This window comes from Agrobacterium sp. 22-209-1, assembly GCF_053522485.1.
This window is the reverse complement of record NZ_JBNWCH010000003.1, coordinates 261,579-287,181: the sequence shown is the minus strand read 5'-3', so window position 1 is coordinate 287,181 and position 25,603 is coordinate 261,579. Positions and strand designations below refer to the sequence as shown.

General features: G+C 59.1%; 18 protein-coding genes and 1 tRNA gene. 12 read left to right on the top strand and 7 right to left on the bottom strand.

Annotation, left to right across the window (positions count from 1 at the left end; translation table 11 throughout):
- Positions 1–43: 43 nt before the first annotated feature.
- Positions 44–2,134 carry a methyl-accepting chemotaxis protein McpU gene (gene mcpU / locus ACQZ48_RS09235; protein WP_191217518.1) on the bottom strand — a complete coding sequence of 697 codons (2,091 nt, stop codon included), beginning with the start codon at positions 2,132–2,134 and terminating at the stop codon, positions 44–46.
- A gap of 329 nt (positions 2,135–2,463) precedes the next feature.
- Here mcpU and ACQZ48_RS09230 point away from each other — a divergent pair, with 329 nt between their 5' ends.
- Positions 2,464–3,861 carry an MATE family efflux transporter gene (locus ACQZ48_RS09230; RefSeq protein WP_191217519.1) on the top strand — a complete coding sequence of 466 codons (1,398 nt, stop codon included), beginning with the start codon at positions 2,464–2,466 and terminating at the stop codon, positions 3,859–3,861.
- Between the two features lie 37 nt (positions 3,862–3,898).
- Here ACQZ48_RS09230 and carA read toward each other — a convergent pair whose 3' ends face one another.
- Positions 3,899–5,104, bottom strand: coding sequence for a glutamine-hydrolyzing carbamoyl-phosphate synthase small subunit (gene carA, locus ACQZ48_RS09225; RefSeq protein WP_077983104.1), 1,206 nt, complete (start codon positions 5,102–5,104; stop codon positions 3,899–3,901).
- 335 nt (positions 5,105–5,439) lie between these two features.
- On the opposite strand from carA, the gene ACQZ48_RS09220 reads away from it, so the two are divergent.
- The 4 genes from ACQZ48_RS09220 to ACQZ48_RS09205 all read left to right on the top strand — a co-directional run bounded on the left by ACQZ48_RS09220 (position 5,440) and on the right by ACQZ48_RS09205 (position 11,832).
- Positions 5,440–5,892 (top strand): GatB/YqeY domain-containing protein, encoded by a 453-nt coding sequence (locus tag ACQZ48_RS09220; RefSeq protein WP_173989812.1) that lies wholly within the window; start codon positions 5,440–5,442, stop codon positions 5,890–5,892.
- Positions 5,893–6,278: 386 nt separating this feature from the next.
- Positions 6,279–8,264, top strand: a complete 1,986-nt coding sequence (dnaG, locus tag ACQZ48_RS09215; protein WP_137410734.1) for a DNA primase — start codon at positions 6,279–6,281, stop codon at positions 8,262–8,264.
- Between the two features lie 393 nt (positions 8,265–8,657).
- Positions 8,658–10,712: an RNA polymerase sigma factor RpoD gene (rpoD, locus tag ACQZ48_RS09210; RefSeq protein ID WP_077983090.1), complete on the top strand. Its 2,055-nt coding sequence runs from the start codon at positions 8,658–8,660 to the stop codon at positions 10,710–10,712.
- A gap of 196 nt (positions 10,713–10,908) precedes the next feature.
- Positions 10,909–11,832 (top strand): DUF930 domain-containing protein, encoded by a 924-nt coding sequence (locus ACQZ48_RS09205; RefSeq protein WP_170985535.1) that lies wholly within the window; start codon positions 10,909–10,911, stop codon positions 11,830–11,832.
- A gap of 20 nt (positions 11,833–11,852) precedes the next feature.
- Here the strand turns inward: ACQZ48_RS09205 and ACQZ48_RS09200 are convergent, their stop codons facing one another.
- Complete coding sequence (locus ACQZ48_RS09200; RefSeq protein ID WP_191217521.1) at positions 11,853–14,405, bottom strand: HWE histidine kinase domain-containing protein; 2,553 nt, start codon at positions 14,403–14,405, stop codon at positions 11,853–11,855.
- A 252-nt stretch (positions 14,406–14,657) separates the two neighbouring features.
- On the opposite strand from ACQZ48_RS09200, the gene ACQZ48_RS09195 reads away from it, so the two are divergent.
- Positions 14,658–15,080 carry a secondary thiamine-phosphate synthase enzyme YjbQ gene (locus ACQZ48_RS09195; protein WP_142911705.1) on the top strand — a complete coding sequence of 141 codons (423 nt, stop codon included), beginning with the start codon at positions 14,658–14,660 and terminating at the stop codon, positions 15,078–15,080.
- A gap of 151 nt (positions 15,081–15,231) precedes the next feature.
- Positions 15,232–15,567, top strand: coding sequence for a hypothetical protein (locus ACQZ48_RS09190; RefSeq protein ID WP_191217522.1), 336 nt, complete (start codon positions 15,232–15,234; stop codon positions 15,565–15,567).
- A 166-nt stretch (positions 15,568–15,733) separates the two neighbouring features.
- Here ACQZ48_RS09190 and ACQZ48_RS09185 read toward each other — a convergent pair whose 3' ends face one another.
- The gene (locus tag ACQZ48_RS09185) at positions 15,734–16,477 is read right to left on the bottom strand and encodes an SIMPL domain-containing protein (protein WP_137410729.1); all 744 of its coding nucleotides are present in this window, start codon (positions 16,475–16,477) and stop codon (positions 15,734–15,736) included.
- Between the two features lie 178 nt (positions 16,478–16,655).
- On the opposite strand from ACQZ48_RS09185, the gene ACQZ48_RS09180 reads away from it, so the two are divergent.
- Together ACQZ48_RS09180 and ACQZ48_RS09175 are read left to right on the top strand one after the other, a co-directional pair.
- A tRNA-Ile gene (locus ACQZ48_RS09180) sits at positions 16,656–16,731 on the top strand.
- 40 nt (positions 16,732–16,771) lie between these two features.
- A complete protein-coding gene (locus tag ACQZ48_RS09175) occupies positions 16,772–17,278 on the top strand; it encodes a hypothetical protein (RefSeq protein WP_191217523.1) in 507 nt (168 codons plus the stop codon).
- Positions 17,279–17,381: 103 nt separating this feature from the next.
- On the opposite strand, the gene ACQZ48_RS09170 is transcribed toward ACQZ48_RS09175, so the two are convergent.
- Positions 17,382–17,753, bottom strand: coding sequence for a hypothetical protein (locus tag ACQZ48_RS09170; RefSeq protein ID WP_173989803.1), 372 nt, complete (start codon positions 17,751–17,753; stop codon positions 17,382–17,384).
- A gap of 211 nt (positions 17,754–17,964) precedes the next feature.
- Complete coding sequence (locus ACQZ48_RS09165; protein WP_077983094.1) at positions 17,965–18,597, bottom strand: outer membrane protein; 633 nt, start codon at positions 18,595–18,597, stop codon at positions 17,965–17,967.
- A 437-nt stretch (positions 18,598–19,034) separates the two neighbouring features.
- Here ACQZ48_RS09165 and ACQZ48_RS09160 point away from each other — a divergent pair, with 437 nt between their 5' ends.
- A complete protein-coding gene (locus ACQZ48_RS09160; protein ID WP_077983095.1) occupies positions 19,035–19,487 on the top strand; it encodes a hypothetical protein in 453 nt (150 codons plus the stop codon).
- Between the two features lie 208 nt (positions 19,488–19,695).
- The gene (locus ACQZ48_RS09155) at positions 19,696–20,256 is read left to right on the top strand and encodes a dual specificity protein phosphatase family protein (protein WP_137410727.1); all 561 of its coding nucleotides are present in this window, start codon (positions 19,696–19,698) and stop codon (positions 20,254–20,256) included.
- A 97-nt stretch (positions 20,257–20,353) separates the two neighbouring features.
- Here the strand turns inward: ACQZ48_RS09155 and ACQZ48_RS09150 are convergent, their stop codons facing one another.
- Positions 20,354–21,601, bottom strand: a complete 1,248-nt coding sequence (locus ACQZ48_RS09150) for an AGE family epimerase/isomerase (protein ID WP_137410726.1) — start codon at positions 21,599–21,601, stop codon at positions 20,354–20,356.
- Between the two features lie 192 nt (positions 21,602–21,793).
- Here ACQZ48_RS09150 and metH point away from each other — a divergent pair, with 192 nt between their 5' ends.
- Positions 21,794–25,567, top strand: a complete 3,774-nt coding sequence (metH, locus tag ACQZ48_RS09145) for a methionine synthase (RefSeq protein WP_448728751.1) — start codon at positions 21,794–21,796, stop codon at positions 25,565–25,567.
- Positions 25,568–25,603 lie beyond the last annotated feature (36 nt).

Sequence of the window (25,603 nt, the reverse complement as noted above, 5' to 3'; positions counted from 1 at the left end):
CAAGAAAATGGCCGGATCGCTCCGGCCATTTTCTTTTTTGCCATCACGCAGCCCGCCCATATTCCGCTTGCCGCTGGGTTGCCGTAGCAAGCTGGAATTGTGCGAGCAGCTCGTTGAGCGCTGCCGCTTCAGAGGCGAGCCCATGGCTTGCGGCCGTCTGTTCCTCGACCATGGCGGCATTCTGCTGCGTACCCTGATCGATGGTGTTGATGGCTGTGTTGATTTCCTGAAGGCCGGTCGACTGTTCGCGCGATGAGGTCACGATAGCGTCGATGTGGCGATTGATCTCCTGCACTTCGCGGACAATGGTTTCCAGCGCCTTGCCGGCATTGCCGACGAGATCGACGCCGGACTGCACCTGCGATGTCGAGGCGTTGATCAGCGTCTTGATCTCCTTTGCCGCATTGGCCGAGCGCTGGGCAAGCTCGCGCACTTCCTGGGCGACAACGGCAAAACCCTTGCCGGCCTCACCGGCACGGGCGGCCTCTACACCGGCGTTGAGCGCGAGCAGGTTCGTCTGGAAGGCAATTTCGTCGATCACGCCGATGATGTTGCTGATCTCGGACGATGATTTTTCGATGCCCTCCATGGCGCGAACCGCATCTTCGACAATGACGCCGGACTGTTCGGCGTTGCTGCGGGCGCGGTCGACCAGACGGCCGACTTCTTCGGCACGGCGGGCGGAATCCTTGACGGTGGTGGTGATTTCCTCAAGCGCCGCCGCAGTCTCTTCCACGGACGCCGCCTGCTGTTCGGTGCGCCGTGCGAGATCGTCGGCGGACTGGCGGATTTCGCCGGCGCCGGCGTCGATGGCGCGGGCGTTCTGGCCGACGGTGCTGAGCGCTGCGTTCAGCTTGGCAACGGAATTGTTGAAATCGTCGCGCAGGCGATCGATGCGGGCCACGAAAGGCGTGTCGATGCGATAGTTGAGATCACCGTCGGAAAGATGCGCCAGACCTTTGGCAAGCGAGTCGACCGCGAACTGGATGTCCGCCGCATCTTTTGCCGCCAGTCTCTCGCGGTCGCTGCGCTCCTGTTCGGAAAGCGTGCGGTTCTGCTCGGCGTCGTCTTCGAGGCGCAGGCGTTCCATAGCGTTCGAGCGGAACACGGCAACGGCTGCGGCCATCGAGCCGATCTGGTCGGTGCGTTCCTGACCGGGAATGGCGACATCGAGATTGCCGGCGGCAAGCCCTTCCATGGCGGACGTCATCTGCGTGACGGGGCGGACGATGAAGCGGGAAAGGACGGTTGCGAGAAGTCCGATCATGATCGTGGCTGCGAGGATCGTGGCGATGGTTGCCGCCAGCCGGAACTGGCCGATTGCGCTGTAAGCGACGTCGGAATCGACGACGAAACCGAGATACCAGTCGACCGAAGGCAGGCCGGCTACGGGAATGAAGCTGGTGATCTTGCCCTTGCCGTCGATCTCGGTCTTTGAAATCGCGGAGGAAATCGCCGGCGTGTCGACCTTGAAGAGATCGGCCAGCGGCTTGTCGACGAATTTTGGGTCGGGATGGATGAGAATCTTGCCGTCCTTGCTAACGAGGAAGGCGTATCCATCCGTGCCGGCATCCACCGACTTGATCATCTTCACCAGCGAATCCAGCGAGAAGTCACTGCCTGTCACACCAGCAAGCTTGCCGTCGATGGAAACGGGAATGGCGGCGGTGATGATGAGGCCGCCGGTGGAGGCGTCGTTGTAGGGTTCGGTCAGAACCGTCTTGCCGGCTTTCACGGCATCCAGATACCACGGACGCTTTCGCGGATCGTAGCCTTCCGGCAGCGGTGTCTTCGGGAAGGTTGTGAAGGTGCCTGTCTCGGCATTGCCGAAATAGGTCGACATGAACTGTGCCGTCAGCACGTCGTTTTCCAGAAACCGCAGCTTCGCGTCGTCCTCCGGGAGCTTGGCCAAGGTCGCTGCCACCGTTTCCGTCAGCATGATGCGGCCATTCAGCCAGTTGGCGATGCTTTGCGCAGCCTGCTTGCCGGAGGAATCGATGTTTTCCGCGACTGCTTCGGTCGTAACCCGATGCTGTAGGCTGTCGATGTAATAGGAAAAGCCTGCAAAGGCTGCGACGACGAGAGATGACGCGGCAACAAGAATGCGCGTCATGAGATTTGTTTTCTTCGGCAAGCTACAGATCCTTGAAGCCGGATGTACCGTCGAGGTCATCTTCAACATTGATGGGGGAAACATGCCTCAAAGGCGGGAATATTCTGCGTCATGCAGCTTATGATTTTAAAGAACTATCCGATGTTCTAATAAATAGAGGCGAATGGTAAAATTGGACTAAATTTGTCTTTCGTCAGGGCGCAATACGGTCGGATTTCGCCTGGCTGGCGATCTGCGTAATTTTTAACCATGCACTGCTGCCGGTTGCATGCAGACAGCGATTATTTTATTCATCCCTGTGCTGCCGTTGCGCAATTCGCGGGCAACGGCCAAAGTTCAGGTGAATTACAATGTCTTCGTCGGTTGTTGCAGGAACCGTTCCTTCCGGATCGGGGTCGTGGTTTTCGCATTTTAAGGCTACGCTTGCGCTCGGAATTCCGCTCATCGGTGCGCAGCTCGCACAGCTTGGCATCCATACAACGGATATGGTCATCGTCGGCCAGCTTGGAGCCGAGAAGCTGGCGGCCATGGTGTTGGCCGGGCAGTTCTTTTTCGTCGTCTTCATTTTCGGCTCCGGCTTTTCCGTCGCCGTCGTGCCGATGGTAGCGCAGGCTTACGGGCAGGGCGATGCAACGTCCGCGCGCCGATCGCTGCGCATGGGCATGTGGGTGGCGATCGCCTATTGGCTGCTGGCTCTCCCGATCTTCATGAATGCCGAGCGCATTTTGCTCGCGCTTGGGCAAAACCCTGACGTGGCCGCATTGACAGGTCATTATCTTGCCATCGCCAAATTCGGCCTGCTACCGGCATTGCTGTTTTATGTGCTGCGCGGGCTTGTCAGCGCTATCGGCCGAGCTGGCGTCATTCTTTATGTAACCATCATCATGCTCGTCATGAATGGTATATTGGCTTACGCGCTCGTGTTCGGCCATTTCGGCCTGCCGGCCATGGGCATGAATGGCGCGGCCGTCGTTGCCGTCATCGTCAACGCTTTCAGCTTCATCTTCATCGTCGCTTATGTGCAGACGCGTGACGAAACGAAGAAATACGAGCTCTTCGTGCGCTTCTGGCGACCGGATTGGCATGCGCTTTTCGAAGTGCTGCGTCTTGGACTGCCGATCAGCATCACCATTCTTGCCGAAGTGACGCTGTTTGCTGCAGCCTCCATTTTGATGGGGCAGATCGGCACCGTGCAGCTTGCGGCGCATGGTATTGCCCTGCAGCTTGCCTCCATCGCCTTCATGATTCCGCTCGGTCTTTCCCAGGCGGCGACGGTTCGCGTGGGCGTGGCGCGGGGGCAGGGGGATTTCAAGAACCTCATCCGCGCCTCGATCATGATTTACGCCATCGCCTGCGGCATCGCCATTTGCGGCGGCATCCTGTTTGCGGCCGTGCCGGAATTCCTGGCGAAATGGTTCCTGGATGCGAAATTGCCCGAGGCGACGGAAGTGCTTGCCTATGCCAGCAGTCTGGTGGTGATTGCCGGCATCTTCCAGCTGGTGGATGGTATTCAGGCGGTCACGGCGGGCCTGCTGCGCGGGTTGAAGGATGCACGCATACCGGCGATGCTGGCACTGATTTCCTATTGGCCGATCGGCCTGGCGCTTGCCTGGACCATGGCCTTTCCGCTCGGTTTCGGCGGACGCGGCGTCTGGTTCGGCTTCGTCATCGGTCTTTCGACGGCTGCCGTTCTTCTCACCATCCGCTTCGTGTTGCTTGTGAAGCGTGAAATGAAAACGGCCCGCTGAGAAGCGGGCCGTATGTAACTTCCGGATTGGAAAAGTATCAGCGCTCGGCGAGCGCTGCCTCACCCTTCTTTTCACGCAGCAGGTTGACGAAGCGGCGGAAGAGATAGTGGCTGTCCTGCGGGCCCGGCGATGCTTCCGGATGGTGCTGGACGGAGAAGACCGGCTTGCCGGTGATGCGCAGGCCGCAATTGGTGCCATCGAACAGCGAGATATGGGTTTCCTCGACGCCCTCGGGCAGCGACTTGGTATCGACCGCAAAGCCGTGGTTCATCGAAACGATTTCAACCTTGCCGGTCGTGAAGTCCTTCACCGGGTGGTTCGCGCCGTGATGGCCCTGATGCATCTTCTCGGTCTTTGCGCCCACGGCAAGACCGAGCATCTGGTGACCGAGGCAAATGCCGAAGATCGGCAGGTCGGTCTTGATGAGGTTCTGGATGACGGGAACGGCATATTCGCCCGTCGCAGCCGGGTCTCCCGGACCGTTGGAGAGGAACACGCCATCCGGCTTCAGCGCCATGATGTCTTCCGCAGACGTCTGCGCCGGAACGACCGTAACCTTGCAGTCCAAACCGGCAAAGAGGCGCAGGATGTTGCGCTTGACGCCGAAATCGACACAGACGACGTGGTACTTCGCATCGGCTTCGCCGAGCGTGCCGTAACCCTTGTTCCATACCCATGGCGTTTCCGTCCAGGTGGAGGACTGGCCGGATGTCGCTTCGATCGCGAGATCGAGGCCGACGAGACCGCTCCATGCCTTGGCTTCCGCCTTCAGCGCCTCGATGTCGAAAACGCCGTTCGGATCATGGGCGATGACCGCGTTCGGCGCACCGTTTTCGCGGATCCAGGCCGTCAGCGCGCGGGTGTCGATGCCGCAGAGGCCGATGACGCCGCGGGCCTTCAGCCAGGCATCCAGATGCTTGACGGCGCGGAAGTTCGAGGGATCGGTGATATCGGCCTTGAAGATGACGCCGACGGCGCCGCGGCGGGCGGCGGGTGTGAGGTCTTCAATGTCTTCGTCATTGGCGCCGACATTGCCGATATGCGGGAAGGTGAAGGTAACGATCTGGCCAAGATAGGAAGGGTCGGTGAGGATTTCCTCGTAACCCGTCAGCGCCGTATTGAAGCAGACCTCGGCCTGAACCTTGCCGGTTGCGCCGATGCCCGTTCCTTCAATCACCGTGCCATCGGCAAGAACAAGCATTGCGGTCGGTTTGCGGGTAGTCCAGGGCGCTGTCTCGGTCATCTCGTTCCGTTTCTGCCGCTTCGCACCCCGCCTCTTGAAAGGCAGGGGGTAAGGGGCCATTTTTGTCGCAGGCTTCGTGACATAAAGGGGCGCGCGATAAAGCTCGCGTTCCGACCCTTCGTTAAAATCTCGTGCAGGTGCCGGAAAATAACGAAAGCAGCCCAAGCGGTCAACCGCAGGGCCAAGATTTACGCGGAATTAAACCACCGTATTTTCAAGGTCTTATGCATTTGATTTGCTTGAGCGTGTCTGCTCGTTTATGTCGTTTCGCAAAATGAGGTGGAAAGTTTCCGTATCAAGACGCTGCGGAAAGCGCTTTCCCAAGGAGAAGAAAAATGATGCGCGACACGTTCGCAACCGCTTTGAAGGACGCATTGAAGGGTCGTGATGCACGCCGCACCTCGACCGTGCGTCTCATCCAGACTGCCATCAAGGATCGCGATATCGCCAATCGCGGCGTGGGCAAGGACCCCGTCAGCGACGAAGATATCATGCAGATTCTGACCAAGATGGTGAAGCAGCGGGAAGAATCCGCAAACATCTATGAAGGCGCCGGCCGTCCCGAGCTTGCCGCTCAGGAGCGCGAGGAAATCGTCATCATCAAGGAATTCATGCCGGAGGAAATCCCGGCCGAGAAGGTGCGCGAACTCTGCCAAGCCGTCATCGCCGAGACCGGCGCCGCCGGCCTGCGTGACATGGGCAAGTGCATGAACACGCTGAAAGAGCGTTATCCCGGCCAGATCGACTTCGCGAAGGCTTCCGGCGTCGTCAAGGATTTGCTGAAGTAGTTTTCGCCATTTCTGAGAAAGTAAAGGCAGGGCAGCCATGGCTACCCTGCCTTTTTTCTGCCGACGAAGATGCATTCCGGCGGATCAAAATGCTCTTCCACGCAGGCTTTTTCGGGGGGACGTGCCTGCGGGTTTCGGCAGATGCATGGAAATTTCAAACACTGCCTTTGACTATGTTTTGTTTTTACATCGTCGCAACACGTCGCTCAAATTACAAAAACATAATTTTTGGTGATGTTGCACCGCCATAAATTTGCCGGAAGCTGGCGCAATGGCGGCATCGTTTTCATCTCTGTAGCCTGTGAATATCGGGTATTGTCTTTCTTTAGGTTGGTGCTCAAGCCTTTCTGCGCTTATATGAAAGACTGGCCTCGAACAGGTAACCCATGCGCTTTTCCAATTCTTTCCTCGATGAGATACGCGACCGCGTGAACATCTCCGATGTGATCGGCCGACGTGTGTCCTGGGACAAGAAGAAAACCAATACGTCGCGCGGGGATTATTGGGCCTGCTGCCCGTTCCATGGCGAGAAAAGCCCGAGCTTCCATTGCGAGGATCGCAAGGGGCGCTACCATTGCTTCGGTTGCGGCGTTTCCGGCGATCACTTCCGCTTTCTGACGGAGCTTGAGGGCTTAAGTTTCCCGGAAGCCGTTCAACAGATCGCCGATATGGCCGGCATTTCCATGCCGCAGCCCGATCCGCAGGCGGAAAAGCGGGAACGCGAGCGGACCTCGCTGCAGGACGTCATGGAAATGGCGACGCTGTTCTTTCAGGATCAGTTGCAAACGGCGCTTGGCGCTCGGGCGCGGGCTTACTTGCGCGATCGCGGGCTGACCGGGCGCACCATCGAGACGTTCCGGCTGGGTTATGCGCCCGATAGCCGCAATGCGCTGAAGGAGCATTTGGCGAGCAAGGGTGTGACGAAGGAGCAGATGGAAGCCTGCGGGCTGGTGGTGCATGAGAATGTGCCGGTCTCCTATGACCGCTTCCGCGACCGGATCATGTTCCCGATCCTGTCGTCACGGGAAAAGGTGATTGCTTTCGGCGGCCGCGCCATGGCGGCGGATGCGGTGGCGAAATATCTCAATTCCAACGAGACCGAGCTCTTTCACAAGGGCAATGTTCTCTATAATTTCGCCCGCGCACGGCGCGCCTCGCAGGCGGCAGGCGGTTCGGTCATTGCCGTCGAAGGTTACATGGATGTTATCGCGCTCTATCAGGCAGGTGTGGAAAATGCCGTCGCGCCGCTCGGCACGGCGCTGACCGAAAGCCAGCTCGACCTTCTCTGGAAAATGTCGCCGCAGCCGATCCTCTGCTTCGATGGCGATGGCGCCGGCATTCGCGCCGCCAACCGTGCGGCCGATCTCGCCTTACCGCATATCAAGCCGGATCGTTCCGTCAGCTTCGCGCTTCTGCCCGATGGCAAGGACCCGGACGATCTCGTGCGGCTGGAGGGGCGCGCGCCCTTCGACCGGGTGCTTTCGGAAGCCAAGCCGCTTGCCGCGATGATCTGGAGCCGTGAGACCTCCGGCGTCACTTTCGATACGCCGGAAAAGCGCGCCCAGCTCGAAAGCCGGCTGCGGCAGATCGTGGCCGTGATCGGCGACGAGACGGTGCGCCGCTTTTACCAACAGGATATGCGCGAGAGGCTGAACGGCTTTTTCCAGCCGCGTTTTCAGCAGGGCGGAGCGCAGGGCGGCAATTTCCGTCGCAATGGCGCTCAGCCGGCGGGACGCGGTTTCCAGCGCAATGCGCCGGGGCGGGGCGGGGCGATGGCTGCACCGGCCAGCAGCATTTCAGACCGGCTGGCGCAATCGGGTCTCGTCAGGGGTTACCAGACCAAGCCTTCGCTCCGGGAAAGCGTTCTCGCCATCACCATCGTCAATCATCCCGAATTGCTGCTCGAGGAATATGATGAGATCGCCGCCATCGATTACGAGAACCGCGATCTGCAGCGCCTGTGGTCGACGGTGCTGACATATGCGGCGGAAAGTGCGGCGGATATTTCGCGGGCCGGGTTGATCGAGCGCCTGTCGCAACAGGGTTTCGAGGTGCTTCTTAAGGCGATGGATCAGCAGGTTCGCAATGCCCGCCTGTGGACGGCGACGGAGCAGGCGGCGATGGAGGATGCGCGCGAGGGATACGTGCAGGCTCTTTCCCTGCATAAGAGGACGAAATCCCTGCTCTGGCAAAAAAAGGAACTGGAGCGCGAAATCGCCGAAGCGACAGACGACGAGCGCGGCACACTTCTGGTGCGGGCGCTGGCCGAAGTTCAGCTTGAAATCGGTCGTATGGAAAATCAGGAGGCTATCATCGATGGTTTCGGGGTCATGTCCGGCCGGGTGAAGGGGCCGGCCTTCGGCCATGGCTGAGAGGCCTGGCCAAGAATTGAAAGGCGGGTGGGGTTGCCTTTTGCGGCAGGCGTCCTAAATAGGGGTTAGTCTGGTGATAACCCGCAAAATGCGGCTCTTTTTAAGAATTTCCTTGGCTGTCTCGCCCTTAAAGGCTTGACGGGGCGGGAAATAGCGGGAATCACCATTTCATGAATAGTAAAGTGGAATGAGCCTTGGCGGATAGAAATTGCATGAGCAAGCATTTCCGGGTGCACTGTCTTTGCATTCTGCCTGAGGCTGCCGTGGTTAATCGGCAATTAAAGATCACTCCGTTAGGTGTCTGACAGTGATTCGCGGCAAACGCTGGATGCTCAAGGGGCGGACGGCGATGCTGCGGAACAGGTGTTAGCGTCAGGGAAAGCGACGAGATAGATGGCAACCAAAGTCAAAGAAAACGAAGAAGCAGAAAACGAACGCGACGGTGCGACGGACGGCCCGCTTCTCGACCTTTCGGATGACGCGGTCAAGAAAATGATCAAGGCCGCCAAGAAGCGCGGCTATGTAACGATGGACGAGTTGAATTCCGTCCTGCCGTCCGAAGAGGTGACCTCCGAGCAGATCGAGGACACGATGGCGATGCTGTCCGACATGGGCATCAACGTCATCGAGGACGAGGACGCCGAGGAAGCTGCCGGCAGTGACGACGACGGCGATTCCGATGGTGAGGAATCCGAGGGCGGCGAACTCGCTCCTTCCGGCGGCACCGCGCTTGCGACCGCAAAGAAGAAAGAACCGACCGACCGCACTGACGACCCCGTGCGCATGTATCTGCGTGAGATGGGTTCCGTCGAGCTTCTGTCGCGCGAAGGCGAAATCGCCATTGCCAAGCGCATCGAGGCCGGCCGTGAAACTATGATTTCCGGCCTGTGCGAAAGCCCGCTGACGTTTCAGGCGCTGATCATCTGGCGCGACGAACTCAACGAAGGTACGACGCTGCTGCGTGAGATCATCGATCTCGAAACCACCTATTCCGGTCCGGAAGCCAAGGCGGCGCCCCAGTTCCAGAGTCCGGAAAAGATCGAGGCCGACCGCAAGGCCGCCGAAGAGAAGGAAAAGACCCGCAAGCTGCGTGCACCTTCCGGTGACGATGACGTGACGGATGTGGGTGGTGACGGCCTTCCGCCGGAAGAGGAAGAAGAGGACGACGACGAGTCCAATCTTTCGCTTGCCGCGATGGAAGCCGAACTGCGCCCGCAGGTCATGGAAACGCTCGACACCATCGCCGACACCTACAAGAAGCTGCGCAAGCTTCAGGATCAGCAGGTGGAAGCGCGTCTCGCCTGCACCGGCACCCTGTCTTCCGGCCAGGAGCGTCGGTACAAGGAACTGAAGGATCAGCTGATTACGGCCGTCAAGTCGCTGTCGCTGAACCAGAACCGTATCGACAGCCTTGTCGAGCAGCTCTACGACATTTCCAAGCGCCTGATGCAGAATGAAGGCCGGCTGCTGCGCCTTGCCGAATCCTATGGCGTCAAGCGTGACAGCTTCCTTGAGCAGTATCACGGTGCGGAACTCGATCCGAACTGGATGAAGTCGATTGCCAATCTGGCCGCCCGCGGCTGGAAGGAATTCGCTCGCGAGGAAAGCAACACGATCCGGGAAATCCGTCAGGAAATCCAGAACCTCTCGACGGAAACCGGCATTTCCATCGCCGAATTCCGCCGCATCGTTTCGATGGTGCAGAAGGGCGAGCGCGAAGCGCGGATCGCCAAGAAGGAGATGGTCGAGGCCAACCTGCGTCTGGTGATCTCGATTGCGAAGAAATACACCAACCGTGGTCTGCAGTTCCTCGATCTCATTCAGGAAGGCAATATCGGCCTGATGAAGGCGGTTGATAAGTTCGAATATCGCCGTGGTTACAAGTTCTCGACCTATGCGACCTGGTGGATCAGGCAGGCGATCACCCGTTCGATTGCCGACCAGGCCCGCACGATCCGTATTCCGGTGCATATGATCGAAACGATCAACAAGATCGTTCGCACGTCGCGCCAGATGCTGCACGAGATCGGCCGCGAACCGACCCCGGAAGAGCTGGCCGAGAAGCTCGCCATGCCTCTTGAAAAGGTGCGCAAGGTTCTGAAGATCGCCAAGGAGCCGATTTCGCTCGAAACCCCCGTGGGTGACGAAGAGGATTCGCATCTCGGTGACTTCATCGAGGATAAGAACGCGCTGCTGCCGATCGACGCCGCCATTCAGGCGAACCTGCGCGAGACGACCACCCGCGTTCTCGCTTCGCTGACGCCGCGTGAAGAACGTGTTCTGCGCATGCGTTTCGGCATCGGCATGAACACCGACCATACGTTGGAAGAAGTCGGCCAGCAGTTCTCGGTGACGCGCGAACGTATCCGCCAGATCGAGGCGAAGGCGCTGCGCAAGCTGAAGCATCCGAGCCGTTCGCGAAAGCTCCGGAGCTTCCTCGACAGCTAAGCTGTTTATTTCTTTTAAAATTGAACCCGGTCAGTCACCTCTGGCCGGGTTTTTTGTTTCCCGCACTGGCGAACTCTGCGACAAGCCCTATGTGTGAAACATATCGCTTTCCGCTTTGCCGGAAATGCTCGGTTTCGATTTGGTTCGATTGATGCAACAGGTTTCGGCAAGCAGGTGGAAAGGGAAGGGATGGGCAGTGCCCATCTCCGTGCTGCTGCATCTGGCCGTTGTCGCACTGTTCTTTTTTGAATTGCCGGAGCGGATAGCCGAACCGCAGGAGCCGGAGAGCGTCAGCGTCGAACTCGTGCCGCCGCCCGAGGAAAAAAAGGCGGAAGAGGCCCCTTCGCCGGGTGAAGAGAAGGCTAAAGAGGAAAAGCCAGAACCTCCGCCACCTCCGCCGCCAGCTCCTCCGGCAGAAGACGCGAAAACTTTGCCGCCGCCACAGGCGACGCTACCGGCCATCGCCATGCGGCCTGAGGAAACGCGGGCGGATCCCGAGGACAAGCCGGGCAAGACGGAGGAAGCGGAAAAGACCGAGCCTTCCGAAGAGCCTGCAAGCCAGCCTGAAAAAACGGCTGAGGAAAAGCCCGCAGCTCCTGCCGCCAACAGCGATCTTCAGGCTTCCGCCGCACAGGGGGAAATCGCGGTTTCACCCGTGAAGGAAGAAACGCAGCCCGATCAGCCGCCTGTACCGCAGGCCAAGCCAACTGAAGAAAAGCCGGCGGAAGTGACGGAAAAGAAACCCGTAAAACTTCCGGCGGCCAAAAACCTCCTGTCTTCGTCCATGCTGTCACCGGCCCAGAGACGTCAGATGTTTGGCGATCTGCCACCACGTCGCCGCGTCGTTCAGCTTTGCAGCACCGAAGCCCTGGCCCAGATTCAGAGCGCAGGATTTGCCGCCAGGGGCATGATCCCCTATTCGGACACGGGCGGCAGGATTTCCGGTAACTCAATCGATGCTTCCGGCGGCGCGTTCAACACGGGCAATGGCTGGCATGACGTTTCGTTCCAGTGTGAAGTCGATCTGGAAAATTACACGGTGACGGAATTCCGGTTTAAAATTGGGAATGAGGTCAGCCCGGAAGACGCGAAAAAGCGCGGCTTTACAAGATTTCAGTAGGGCTGGTTCGCATCAATCTCCTACACCCGCTCCGCATCCCCCATCAGCAGCCCAATGCCCGCCATCAGCGCATCCTCATCATAAGGCTTCCTGATGACAGGCACGGCGCCGAACTCATCCGGCACCATGCTGCCATCCGCATAACCGGTGGCGAACATGAACGGAATGCCACGGCGGTGAAGTTCGCGGGCGACGGGGATCGAGGTATCGGAGCCGAGATTGATGTCGAGAATGGCGACGTCAGGCACATAGCTTTTCAGCTTTTCAAGTGCCATGGCCGACGAGGTCGCGGTTTCGATTGCCTTGATGCCATTATCTTCCAGCATGTTCTCGACATCCATGGCGATGAGCATCTGGTCTTCGACGAGTAAGACTTTCAATGGCTCCTCCCGGTTATAGCGTCTGGGCTGCGGCGCAATTTCAAGTTCGGTTCGCGTGTCGGTACTTGCCGTGGCCGACGAGACGTGACGGGAGGGCAGGAAAATTTCCGCCTCCAGCCCATCCGGCAGATAGCGCATGGTGCTGCGCCCACCGAGGTCATAAGGAATACTGCGGCTGATGAGTGCCGTACCGAAACCGGCGCGCGACGGCGTCGGCAGTTTGGTCGGCAGGATTTCACGCCACTCGATCTCGCAATCGCGGTTCTCGTTGATGTCCCAGCGCACATGCAATTGCCCGCCATTTTGCGAAAGCGCGCCGTATTTGGCGGCATTCGTCGCAAGTTCGTGCAGCACCAACGCCATCACCGAGAAAGCGCGGGAATCGAGTGTGACCTGGGGGCCTTCAAGCTTCACCGTCGTTTCCGGAGAGCGATGCGGCGACAGTTCGGCATCCAGCAGGTCGCGCAGCGCGCCGCCGCCTTCGCCGCGAATGATCTGGTCATGGGCAAAGGACAATGCCTGAATGCGGCCCTTCAGGGCGGTCACATATTCCTGCAAGGTCTTGCCCTCCTGCGAGGGATTGCCGACCAGCGATTTGATGATGGCCAGAACATTCTTGACGCGGTGGTTGAGCTCCTCGTTCAGCATGCGCTGACGCACTTCCGCGCGTTCCCTCTCGCCCGCCATCAGCTCGCTGTGATGGAATGCGACCTCGACCAGCGCAATTCTCGCCGCTTCCGCGATCTCCCGGTCGGCTTCCGACCAGGGCTGCGCCTGCAAGCGGACCGTCTCTTTCCAGATCGCAAAGCTCTTGCGCGGGGTAAGGCGGTCGCCCATCGGGCCGGTCTCATAGGATTTTTCAGGATTGCCGGCCCAGTTCAGATTTTGCACGATCTCCTTGCGGAAAAACAGCAGATAGTCGTTTTTCACCTGCGACAGCGGAATGGCGAGCATTCCAGCTGCCGTGCCGGCATAGATTTCCGCCTCCGGTATGGCCTGCGATAGCGCATGCGTCGCCCAGACCTTGCCTTCCGAAGCCGAAGCCACAAAACGCGCCAGCCTTGGAATGGCATTGTGCGGCGGCGTTGCGCCATGGCCGTGCCAGTTGTTATCGACCCAGAGCCCAACGCCGTCGCAGGGCATCAGATCGGCAAAATCCTGAAAGCTGTCGACCAGCAGTTCTTCAATGTTGGCGTGATGGGCGGCAAGCTGAAGGAAGCGGTCAAGAGCGGCATGGGCATGGTTGACGGTATCGAGCCTGCGCTTCTGCTTTAGAACCTGCAAATGCATGGAGAAAAACTCTCCGAACATTTCCGCAGCGATCCGGACTGGCATCGTCAGCACGCGCGGGGAATAATGGTGGCAGGCGATCAGGCCCCATAGCGCACCGTCGACAATCACCGAAATCGACATGGAAGCCGCAACACCCATGTTGCGAAGATATTCGCAATGGATGGGCGAGACGCTGCGCAGATGCGCGAAGGACATATCGAGCGGCTCGCCGGAGGCATCGACAACCGGCAGGACGGGAACACGGGCGCCGCTGGCATCCGAGATAATGCGCAGCGTATTCTTGAGATAAAGCGCGCGGGCCTGCTGCGGAATGTCGCTGGCGGGGAAATATTGCCCGAGAAAGCTTTCCAGCTCCGGCTGCTTCGCTTCCGACAAGACCTTGCCTGCGCCATCCTCCTCGAAGCGGTAGATCATCACCCGGTCATAGCCGAGCGTCGCCTTTATCAGCCGCGTCGTTCTGGAGATCAGGCTTTCGACGCTGTCCGCTTCGCGGATGCGGTCCACCATCTTGCGCGCGGTGCCGAGCGGCTGCGTCTCGTTGCGGGAGGGTTCGAATTCGATGATCGTGGTGGATTTGTAGCGGTGGAGCGAAATGTCGAAGCCGCGACCGTCGCTCATTTCCACGGCGGGCAGCATGGCGGGACGCGTAGTTCTGCCGGTGACGGTGAGCGCATTGCGGAGATCGTGGACAAGTTTTTTGCCGAGCACCTCCTCGGCGGTTTTGCCGTTGATGTCGCCTTCGACGCCCAGCATTTCGCGGCAGTTTTCAGAATGCCGCAGCACCATGCGCATGGCGTTATCGCAGGCGATGAGGCAGCCGTGCGGTTGAATATAGCCTGGGATGTGGATGGGTTCGCGGTCGCAATTGGTCAGATCGACATGATAATCACTGGGTGCCATGAATCAGTCTTTCGCACCCTGTGTCTGTCTTGGACGAGGACCATTGTGTTCGTAAAGAAAAGGGTAAGCCTGGATAATTCATTCTGACAGTGCCAACCCTTCCCCGTTTTTTGCAACTGTGACACCGGTGTTCCGTTCTGCTTTATGGGCCGTCGTCACGCTATTGTCGTATCCCTTACGTCATCGGATACAAATTGACATGCTGAAACGTTGGCATCGCCGATTTTGTTCCAGCTCAGTGAAGGAAAAAATGTGCCGCAGAGAAAAATCATCGTCGCCACCCGGGGGCAGGGTCTTTATGAATTCACATCCGAGGCCAAGGCGTTCGTCAGCCACGCCGGCGTGGAAGAAGGCTTGCTGACGATCTTCGTCCGGCACACATCCTGCTCGCTGCTCATTCAGGAAAATGCCGATCCCGATGTGCGGCGCGATCTCACGGCGTTTTTCTCCCGCCTCGTCCCGCCTTCCGACGATCCCTCCATGCGCTGGATCATCCATACGCTCGAAGGTCCCGACGATATGCCCGCCCATATCAAATCAGCGCTCACCACGGTTTCCATTGGCGTACCGATCAGCGACGGCAGGCTCGTGCTCGGCACCTGGCAGGGCCTTTATCTTTTTGAACATCGTGACCAGCCGCATCGCCGCGAAATCGTGCTGCATATCTCGTCCTGAGATACGGATCCAGAGCGCCATGCTTCGCGTTAAGCACCCTGAACGCCTGCTGAACATTCGGTTCTGTTAATATTCAGGCGGGCGGGTCTAGGGTCTCGTCAATCGCCGGGGGATGTTCCCCTGTCGGCAAAGAAACAAACGGAGTGAGTTCATGTTCAGCACCTTCGCAAAAGCCGGCCTGGCTGCCCTCATCGCCCTCGGTGGAATTTCCGTTACTGCGCCAGCGGCTTCCGCAGCCTCGGACGTTCAGTTCAGGGTTCAGGTTCAGGATGGTTATGGCCATCGCCCCGGCTGGGGTCGTCCGGATCGCCCGCGCCGTGGCTGCTCGCCCTGGCTTGCGGAAGAAAAGGCAGGCCGCATGGGTCTTCGCCGCGCCCGCGTGGTTGATGTGTCGCCGCGCCGTGTCGTGGTGGCAGGCTTCGACCGTCGCGGCCGTGATCGCATCGTTTTCGCCAATGAGCGCGGTTGCCCGGTGATCCGGCGCTAACAGCGTATAGCCTTATCGATCTGCTGATACCCCGTCCGGCGGAACGATTAAAAAATGCCCCTCGCTTGTCCAAAAAGACAGGCGAGGGGCATTTCGTTTTGTATCATGCCAATGGCCAAACTTCGGATGGCGAAGAGCGGCACAGGAGTACCGCCCGCCGCCGATCTTACTGCTCGAGAGCGAAGGTGACGTTGACCACCACGCTGTAGCTGTTCTCGCCCGAAGCGATCGGCACGCTGTCGGCTTCCTTCATCATCGAAGCACGCATCATGCCCGCCGGTACCGGCATCGGGCGCTGCGAGTTCTCGCTGATCTGAATGACGCGGCCAAGCTTCACGCCCGCCGCTTCCGTCAGCGTCTTCGCCTTGGCGAGAGCATCGGCGACGGCCTGCTTGCGGGCCTCGGTCACCGTCGCTTCCGGCTTGTCATTGGTGAAGGTGATGTCGCCGCCCTGGTTGATGCCGAGCTTGACGGAGGTATCGAGGATCGCGCCGAGCTTTTTCAGGTCGCGCACCCGCACGGTCAGGCCGTTGGACACCTGATAGCCGGTGATCTCGGGCGCGACATAGACGCCGTCCTTGGGTTCATAGTGCTTATAGAGCGGTTGCACCGAAAAGTTGCTGGTCTGCAGGTCGCGGTCCTCGATGGCGGCCTCTTTCAGCGCCTTTAGAACATCTGCAAGCGCCTTGGAGTTTTCGGTCAGTGCCGCAGCCGCGGTCTCCGCCTGCTTGATGACACTGAAGGACAGGATCGCCATGTCGGGGGCAATGGCCGACTGGCCTTCACCGGAAACACTGATGGTGGCTTCGCGCGGGGAAGCTTCCTGCGCAGAAACCTGGGCAGCGAGCGGCATCATGGCTGCTGCGGTCATTGCGGTGAGTGCGAAAAGGCGAGCCGTTTTTGTCTTCATGGTGTTTCCTCGTTGATTGAGTCCCTTTGAAGGGTATTGCCTTAGATTGTGTAGCTAATACGGCGGCGCTGCTTTGCGAAAGCATCATTGGCTTGTCGGGCTCAAAAAATTACGTTAGAGCGTGACCCACCGGATTCGAGCCATTGCGAACCGGTGCTTCGGACTGATTTTCCGAAAGGGGCCTGTAGCTCAATGGTTAGAGCCGGCGGCTCATAACCGCTTGGTTGGGGGTTCGAGTCCCTCCGGGCCCACCATCGCTCCTTAACCGGGTCATGAAAAGGGGTGGCTTCAAAAATGAACGCTAGTGATTGGGCAGCAGTTTATGCCGCGATTGTAGCAACAGGCGCGCTGGCATTGGAAATCAGACGCTGGTTTGAGAGCGGCCCCAAAATCTCTGTGCGTGCCAATCCTGATATGACATTGATTGGCCAAGGCGGAGTAGAGCAGACTAACTTGCTTGTGGTAAACGCTGTGAACCGTGGCGATGCTCCTACTACGATTACCCATTTTTGTTTACTGGAGTACCCCAATATATGGGCGAAATGGCGCAACAAAGCGAGCCAAACGTTTGTGGTTCTGCATCCTCAAATGCCTGGACATCCGCCGATAATTCCTACGATGCTCGGATCCGGACAAGAATGGACGGGGATGGCGCATCCTCGCGAAGACGTAACTGGCGATATTCGAACAGGGAAAATGTGGGCCGCAATTTATACCACGAGCCGAGGTAGGCCATATACTGCGCGAGTCCCCAAACGAACGTCTCAACCTAACGCCTTGAAGGCTGCTGAGAAAATATAGCCGCACATTGTGTCTAAGGGGCATATGTTTTTCCGGGCAAACGTCGACTGCATAGCGCGCCGGTTCATTTCGCCCGGCGCCCTTGTCTGTTGCGACTATGCCGTCAGTTACAAACCCGCATACTTTCCGTATGCCAGCCACCATCATAGGAATTGGGCACGCGGCGGTCTTCGAACCAGCAGCGGGGGCGGGGCGGCGGTGGCGGTTCGTAGTAGCGCGGGCCGTTATTGCTGTTGGCGATGGCGCCGCCGATCAGGCCGCCAATGACGCCTGCGGCGAGGCCGCCGGCAATCGCTGCTCCGTCATTGTGGCGGCGGTGTTCGCGGTAGGGCGGTGGGGGTGGGCCGCCGCGGTCGTAGCCACGGTCATAGCGCGGGCGATAGGGATAGTCCTGCGCGGCAGCAGTGCCATAGGATGCAAAAATGCTGCCCGTGGCGATCAGCGCGGCAACAGTGGAAAGAATTATCTTTTTCATCGGGGCTACTCCATAAGCCTGCCTGCGGAGATAGAGGCTCATTATGCCCGGATGATGGCACGGGACGGGTGAACGGCCTGTGAACATTTCATTTCTGCACGGTTCATATTTCCCTGAACCCAGGCGGCGAAGATCGCGGCCGATGCAGGCTTTCAGCAACAAATAAGCCCGGCAGATGGCCGGGCTTTTTAGCGAAATCGACCGGTCGCGATTAGAACTTCACGCCGAGACCGACCTTGACAGTGTGCTGGTCGACATCGGTATTGATGCCGAAGATGTCCTTGTCGCTATAGTCGTTGTAGCGATATTCCAGCCTGCCGAACACATTGTCCGTGAAGGCATAGTCCAGGCCCGCACCGACGGTGTAGCCGTTGAAGGTGGTGCTGTCCTTGCCGGCTCCGGGCGTTTCGATGAAGCCGCGTGTCGCGGTCCAGCCGGCGGTGGCATAAAGCAGGGCATGGTCGAAGGCATAACCGACACGGCCGCGAACGGAACCCTGCCAGTCGGTGCCGATCTTGACGCCAGCGTAGTCATTGTCGTTCCAGTTATAATCGACATCACCTTCGATGCCGAGCACCAGATTATTGTCGAACTGGTAATTGTAACCAACGAAGGCGCCCAGAATGCCGCCGTTGAAATCATCCGAGGCGACCGGGCCGCCCGCCGAAAAATCACCATTTGCCCAGCCCGCGCCGCCTTGAATACCAAGATAGGGGCCAGACCAGGTGAAGACCGGCAGGGTTTCCTGCGCGACCGGAGGTGCGGGCGTCTCGTAGACGGCATCCGCGGCCATTGCGGTGCTGGCCGACAGGGCCATGAGTGACGTTACGATCAGCGTTTTCATCGTTTTTCTCCCTGAGCTGACAGACATCCATAGCATAGATTAGCTGCTTTTAATATGGGCCGCGGTTCAGTGGTTCCAGGAGGCGCTCATGTCCCCCGGCGTTGCTGCCCGTACGGCCGTGGATCGCGGCTTTTTATCTCCCCGCTATGCTGTTCTGATGCGGCGAACGTCTTCAGCCGAGTTTGGTTCCCTTCGCCGTTTGGGCAAAGGTCCGGTACGGTGGACGGTCGATGTCACGCTTGGTTGTCTTGACAGCGGGGGGAGCGACCATAGAGTTGTGGAAGACGACGCTGGCGCTTTGCGTTGGATTGCCGGCGGCATAAGCTGCGGTTGATACTGCATCATTGCGGCCTCCCGGTGAGGGGGATTGATGCGGATGGGAAGGGCATGGGAGGATGAGATCGCATGAGGCTTTATTTTAGCGGAGGAGGGGCGACGTGATTGTCGGAGCCGTTCTCAGCGCCATTCTTCTTCTCACCCTCATTGCGTTTCCGCGGCATCTCAAATCCGTTGTCATCTGCCTGCTGCTGATCTGGACGGCCACAGCCGCTTTTGTGATTTATGACTGGCGGCGCGGCAACCAGCGGCTCGACCATATCGTCGCGAGCGCGGCATTCGATTCGGTCTGCCCGGATGCGGCATTGCCGATCCGCGTCAGCTTCCGCAATGACAATGACGTCGCGGTGCAGCGGCTCACCTATACGCTTGAAGGGTTTGAACCGGCCTTCCGCGCCTCCGTTTCCTTCGATCCCTATCAGGTGAGCGAAAGGCGCATCGAGGCCGGGGAGACTTTTTCGGCCTGCCGGGCGTTCCGTATGCGCAACAATGAAAGCGTAGAGCCGCAACGGCTGGAGTGGCGCGTTACCGTCATTTCCGCAGAATTCGAATGAGCGGCTCACGCGGCTGCGGTTATCACGGCATTTTGAAAATTGTCTCGCCGAGGAGCGAAGGCGGAAAGTCCGGGCATCACGGCAGATCCGGGCGGATAGGCGAATTCTCCTCCTCCGCAACGAAACCGGCTGGAACAGCCGCTGACTTGTTTTCGTCCATTTGCGATGCCATCTCCCCTCCATTCGATGAATGTCGCGGGTTGATGTTTTGCGTATTGTTCTGAAGTTTCTGAAAATAACCGCCATTGGCCTTGTCGCCCTGCCGGTTCTGGCGGGCGCACATATGGGCATCGGCCAGCTCACCGGAAATTTTCACGAAGTCATTCCTGGAGAGCTTTACCGTTCGGCCCAGCCGAGCGGCAAGGACATCGCGGCCTATGCCAAGGCTTATGGCATCAAGACGATCATCAACCTGCGCGATGAAAAGCGTGAGGGATGGTACGAGGCCGAAAGCCTTGCGGCGAAAAACAACGGTCTCCGGCTTGTCGATTATCCGCTGAGTTCAAGCGAAAAGGTCTCGGTGGAGGATTCGGAAACGCTGGCGGCGGTGCTGCGCAATGCGGAAAAGCCCGTTCTCATCCATTGTGAGCATGGCGCGAACCGTACCGGGCTTGCCTCTGCCATTTACGTGGCGGCCGTCGCCGGCAAGAGCGAGGCGGCCGCCGAGTTTCAGCTTTCACCCTATTACGGGCATGTGCCGATCCCCGGTGTCGGTCGCTATGAAATGTACCAATCCTGGGATGATTTCGAGGAAACCATCGGGTTTTGAGATGCCGCTGTAGATCGAGAAAGACTCTTTTACGGCGCAGAGGCGCCGTGGCTGGATGCCGGCTTAAGGCCGGCACGACGGACGGTTGGGCAACGCCTTAATAATCCCCGCCGCTTTCCCTGATCACCTTCGTCAGGCTTCCCGTCGCCGGGAAAAGCGGGATGAGGCAGGCCTGCAGCGCGTGGTAGATATCGCCCTTGCCGGGGAACAGCGTGTGGGCGGGAACCAGATCTTCCGTCAGTTCCTCATGCCAGCCGCCATTCTCATGGTCGATGAAGTTGTTGGCGATGGTGCTCCAGATGCGGCGGTAGCTGTCTTCATAGAAGTCGTCCGCCGGCAGGTTCTCGTTGAGGAAGTGGGCAGCGCCCGCCGCCTCGGACATGGGCCACCAGAGCTTTGCCCGCTTGTCGGGATTGTCGTTCCAGTCGAGCGTATAAAAGAAGCCGCCCTTTTCCCGATCCCAGCCGAGCGCCATGGATTGCACGAACAGCGATTTTGCGGCCACCGGCATCCAGTCATGGCGGCGTTCTCCCAGCACCCATAATTGCAGGATGAGACGCGCCCATTCCAGCCAGTGGCCGGGGGTGGAGCCGGAGGGGCGGAACATTTCGTTGCCGCGATACTCCTTATCGAGCGTCCAGTTCTCATCGAAATGCTCCGGCACGCGGAAATCCAGCTCGCCGGCGCGGCGGCGGATAACGAGATCGGCGATGCGCTCCGCCTTGCTGAGGTAGCTATTGTCGCCGGTCACCTCATAGGCGGCCATCAGCGCTTCGGTCAGGTGCATGTTGGAGTTCTGGCCGCGGTAATTCTCGATGGGCGACCAGTCGCGATGGAATTCCTCGGCGATGGCGCCGTGTTTTTCCTCCCAGAACCGGGTTTCGAGCACCTCGGTAATGTCGGCCAGCATCTTGTCTGCGAGAGGGTGGCCGACGGTTTTCGCGGAAGAGGCGGCCAGAAGCACAAAGGCATGGCCATAACCCTGCTTGGTGGCGTCCACTGGGCCGGCATCGTTCACCTGCCAGAAATAACCGCCATGTTCGCCGTCGCGATGCCTGTTCCAGAGATAGGTCATGCCGTGATCGACGATATCGCCGCAGCCTGGACGCCCGAGCAGATGGCCGATGGAGAAACAATGCACCATGCGGGCGGATGCGTGAATGCCGCGCACGGGGTCGTTTGGCTGCAGCGGCGCACCCTTGGCGTCGAGATCGAAGAAGCCGCCGGCAGGGTTGAGGGCACGATACTGGAAGAAATCGAAAAGTCCCTCGGCCTGTTTTGCCAGCCATTGGCGATGCCAGGGCAGGGTGTTCCAGTTGCGGCTGTTGTGATCGTCCTCGGGCATTCTCGTCCTCCATGCGGTTTGCTGCTTCGGCTTATATCTTTGCCGTATAAACCTGTCATCTGTCAGCGATATTTCGTAACGTGCTGCTACTGCGCAAAGCCATGCCTGTCCCTTGAAGATATATTGACATAAACATATCTTTATGTGACTTGACGACTTGCGATCTTGCAAATCGAAATGAGGAGTGTGCCCGTGTTTGACGATCTGTTCGGCCCTGAAGGGGCAAAGCGTGACGGCGCGGAAATTTTCAAGGCGTTGCGCGATGCCGCCAGCGAACGCATCCTCATTCTCGATGGTGCCATGGGCACGCAGATCCAGGGGCTGGGTTTTGACGAGGATCATTTTCGTGGCGATCGTTTTATCGGCTGTGCCTGTCACCAGAAGGGCAATAACGACCTTCTGATCCTGACCCAGCCGGATGCCATCGAGGAAATCCATTACCGCTATGCCATGGCGGGCGCTGATATTCTCGAAACCAACACGTTTTCGTCGACCCGCATCGCGCAGGCCGATTACGAGATGGAGAATGCCGTCTACGACCTCAACCGCGAAGGTGCGGCGATCGTGCGCCGTGCCGCCCAGCGCGCCGAGCGGGAAGATGGCCGCCGCCGGTTTGTGGCCGGCGCCATCGGCCCCACCAACCGCACGGCCTCGATTTCGCCTGACGTCAACAATCCCGGTTACCGCGCCGTCAGTTTCGACGACCTGCGTATCGCCTATGGCGAGCAGATCGACGGTCTGATCGATGGCGGTGCCGACATCATCCTCATTGAGACGATCTTCGATACGCTGAACGCCAAGGCAGCGATCTTTGCCTGCGAGGAGCGTTTCGAGGCCAAGGGCATCCGCCTGCCGGTGATGATCTCAGGCACGATTACCGACCTTTCCGGCCGCACGCTGTCCGGCCAGACGCCGTCTGCGTTCTGGAATTCGGTGCGCCATGCCAATCCCTTCACCATCGGGCTGAACTGCGCGCTGGGTGCGGATGCCATGCGTCCGCATCTGCAGGAATTGTCTGACGTGGCCGATACCTTCGTCTGCGCCTATCCCAATGCCGGCCTTCCGAACGAATTCGGCCAATATGACGAAACGCCTGAGATGATGGCGCGTCAGGTGCAGGGTTTTGCCCGCGACGGCCTCGTCAATATCGTCGGCGGTTGCTGTGGCTCGACGCCAGAGCACATCCGGGCGATTGCTGATGCGGTCAAGGATTACAAGCCGCGCCCGATCCCCGAGCACAAGCCCTTCATGTCGCTTTCGGGCCTTGAGCCTTTCGTGCTGACCAAAGACATTCCCTTCGTCAATGTCGGCGAACGCACCAACGTCACCGGCTCGGCCCGCTTCCGCAAGCTCATCACCGCCGGCGATTATACGGCGGCGCTGGCCGTCGCCCGCGACCAGGTGGAGAACGGCGCGCAGATCATCGACATCAACATGGATGAAGGCCTGATCGATTCCGAAAAGGCGATGGTGGAGTTCCTGAACCTCATCGCCGCCGAGCCGGATATCGCCCGCGTGCCTGTGATGATCGATAGTTCGAAGTTCGAGATCATCGAGGCCGGCCTGAAATGCGTGCAGGGCAAGTCGATCGTCAATTCGATTTCGCTGAAGGAAGGCGAGGAGAAGTTTCTCCAGCAGGCGCGACTTGTCCACAATTACGGTGCGGCGGTCGTGGTCATGGCTTTCGATGAGGTCGGGCAGGCCGATACTTACGAGCGCAAGGTGGAAATCTGCGCGCGCGCCTACAAGCTCCTGACCGAAAAGGCGGGCCTTTCGCCGGAAGACATCATCTTCGATCCGAACGTGTTTGCGGTTGCGACCGGTATCGAAGAGCACAATAATTACGGCGTGGACTTCATTGAAGCCACCAAGACCATCCGCGAAACCATGCCGCTCACGCATATTTCCGGCGGTGTTTCCAATCTGTCCTTCTCCTTCCGCGGCAATGAACCGGTGCGTGAGGCGATGCATGCCGTGTTCCTCTACCACGCCATTCAGGTCGGCATGGATATGGGCATCGTTAATGCCGGGCAGCTTGCGGTTTACGACAATATCGATGCGGAACTGCGCGAGGCCTGCGAAGACGTGGTGCTGAACCGCCGCGACGACGCGACCGAGCGGCTGCTTGAAGTGGCCGAGCGTTTTCGAGGTACTGGTGAAAAACAAGCCAAGGTGCAGGATCTCTCCTGGCGTGAGCTTCCCGTCGAAAAGCGGCTGGAGCATGCGCTGGTCAACGGCATCACCGACTATATCGAGGCCGATACGGAAGAGGCGCGCCAGAAGGCGGAGCGTCCGCTGCATGTCATCGAGGGGCCGCTGATGGCCGGCATGAATGTGGTCGGTGACCTGTTCGGGTCCGGCAAGATGTTCCTGCCGCAGGTGGTGAAATCCGCGCGCGTGATGAAGCAGGCGGTGGCCGTGCTGCTGCCTTACATGGAAGAGGAAAAGCGCCTGAATGGCGGGGCCGAGCGCAGTGCCGCCGGCAAGGTTTTGATGGCGACCGTGAAGGGTGACGTGCACGATATCGGCAAAAACATTGTCGGCGTCGTGCTGGCCTGCAACAATTACGAGATCATCGATCTCGGCGTCATGGTGCCGACGACGAAAATCCTCGAGACGGCGATTGCCGAAAAGGTGGATGTGATCGGCCTTTCCGGCCTCATAACCCCGTCGCTAGACGAGATGGTGCATGTGGCGGCCGAAATGGAGCGGCAGGGTTTCGACATCCCGCTCCTGATCGGCGGCGCAACAACCAGCCGCGTGCATACCGCGGTAAAAATCCATCCGCGCTACGAGCAGGGGCAGGCGATCTATGTCACCGACGCCTCGCGTGCGGTGGGCGTCGTGTCGGCGCTTCTTTCCGCAGAGCAGAAGCCGGCTTATATCGACGGTATTCGCAGCGAATATGCCAAGGTGGCGGAATCGCACGCCCGCAATGAGCGCGAAAAGCAGCGTCTGCCGCTTTCCCGCGCCCGCGAGAACGCGCACAAGATTGACTGGTCGGCCTATAGCGCCGTCAAGCCGCAATTTTTCGGCACCAGGGTGTTCGAGACTTACGACCTTGAAGAGCTTTCCCGTTACATCGACTGGACGCCGTTCTTCCAGACCTGGGAGCTGAAGGGCCGCTTCCCGACCATTCTCGATGACGAAAAACAGGGCGAGGCGGCGCGGCAGCTTTACAGCGATGCGCAGGCGATGCTGAAGAAGATCATTGAGGAGAACTGGTTCCGGCCGCGGGCGGTGATCGGCTTCTGGCCGGCCAACGCCGTGGGCGACGATATCCGCCTGTTCACGGATGAGAGCCGCGGCGAAGAGTTGGCGACCTTCTTCACGCTGCGCCAGCAGCTTTCCAAGCGCGATGGCCGCCCCAATGTGGCGCTGTCCGATTTCGTAGCGCCTGTCGATAGCGGCGTTGCCGATTATGTCGGCGGTTTCGTGGTGACGGCGGGTATCGAGGAAGTGGCGATTGCCGAGCGTTTCGAGCGGGCGAATGACGATTATTCGTCCATCCTCGTCAAGGCGCTGGCCGACCGTTTCGCGGAAGCCTTCGCCGAGCGCATGCATGAGCGAGTGCGCAAGGAGTTCTGGGGTTATGCGCCTGAAGAAGCTCTTGCCGGAGATGAGCTGATCGGCGAGGCCTATGCCGGTATCCGCCCTGCGCCCGGTTATCCGGCTCAGCCTGATCACACCGAAAAGAAAACGCTGTTTGCCCTGCTGGACGCCACCAACGCGGCGGGCGTGGAACTCACGGAGAGTTATGCCATGTGGCCGGGTTCGTCCGTTTCGGGCCTCTATATCGGCCACCCCGAGAGCTATTATTTCGGCGTTGCCAAGGTGGAGCGGGATCAGGTTCTCGACTATGCGCGCCGCAAGGATATGCCGGTCACGGAGGTTGAGCGCTGGCTCGGGCCTGTTCTCAACTATGTGCCGACCAACGGCGAGGAAAAAATCGACAGCGCTGCATGATGTTTCGCGCATCGCTGGGGCAAATAAAAGCGCGGG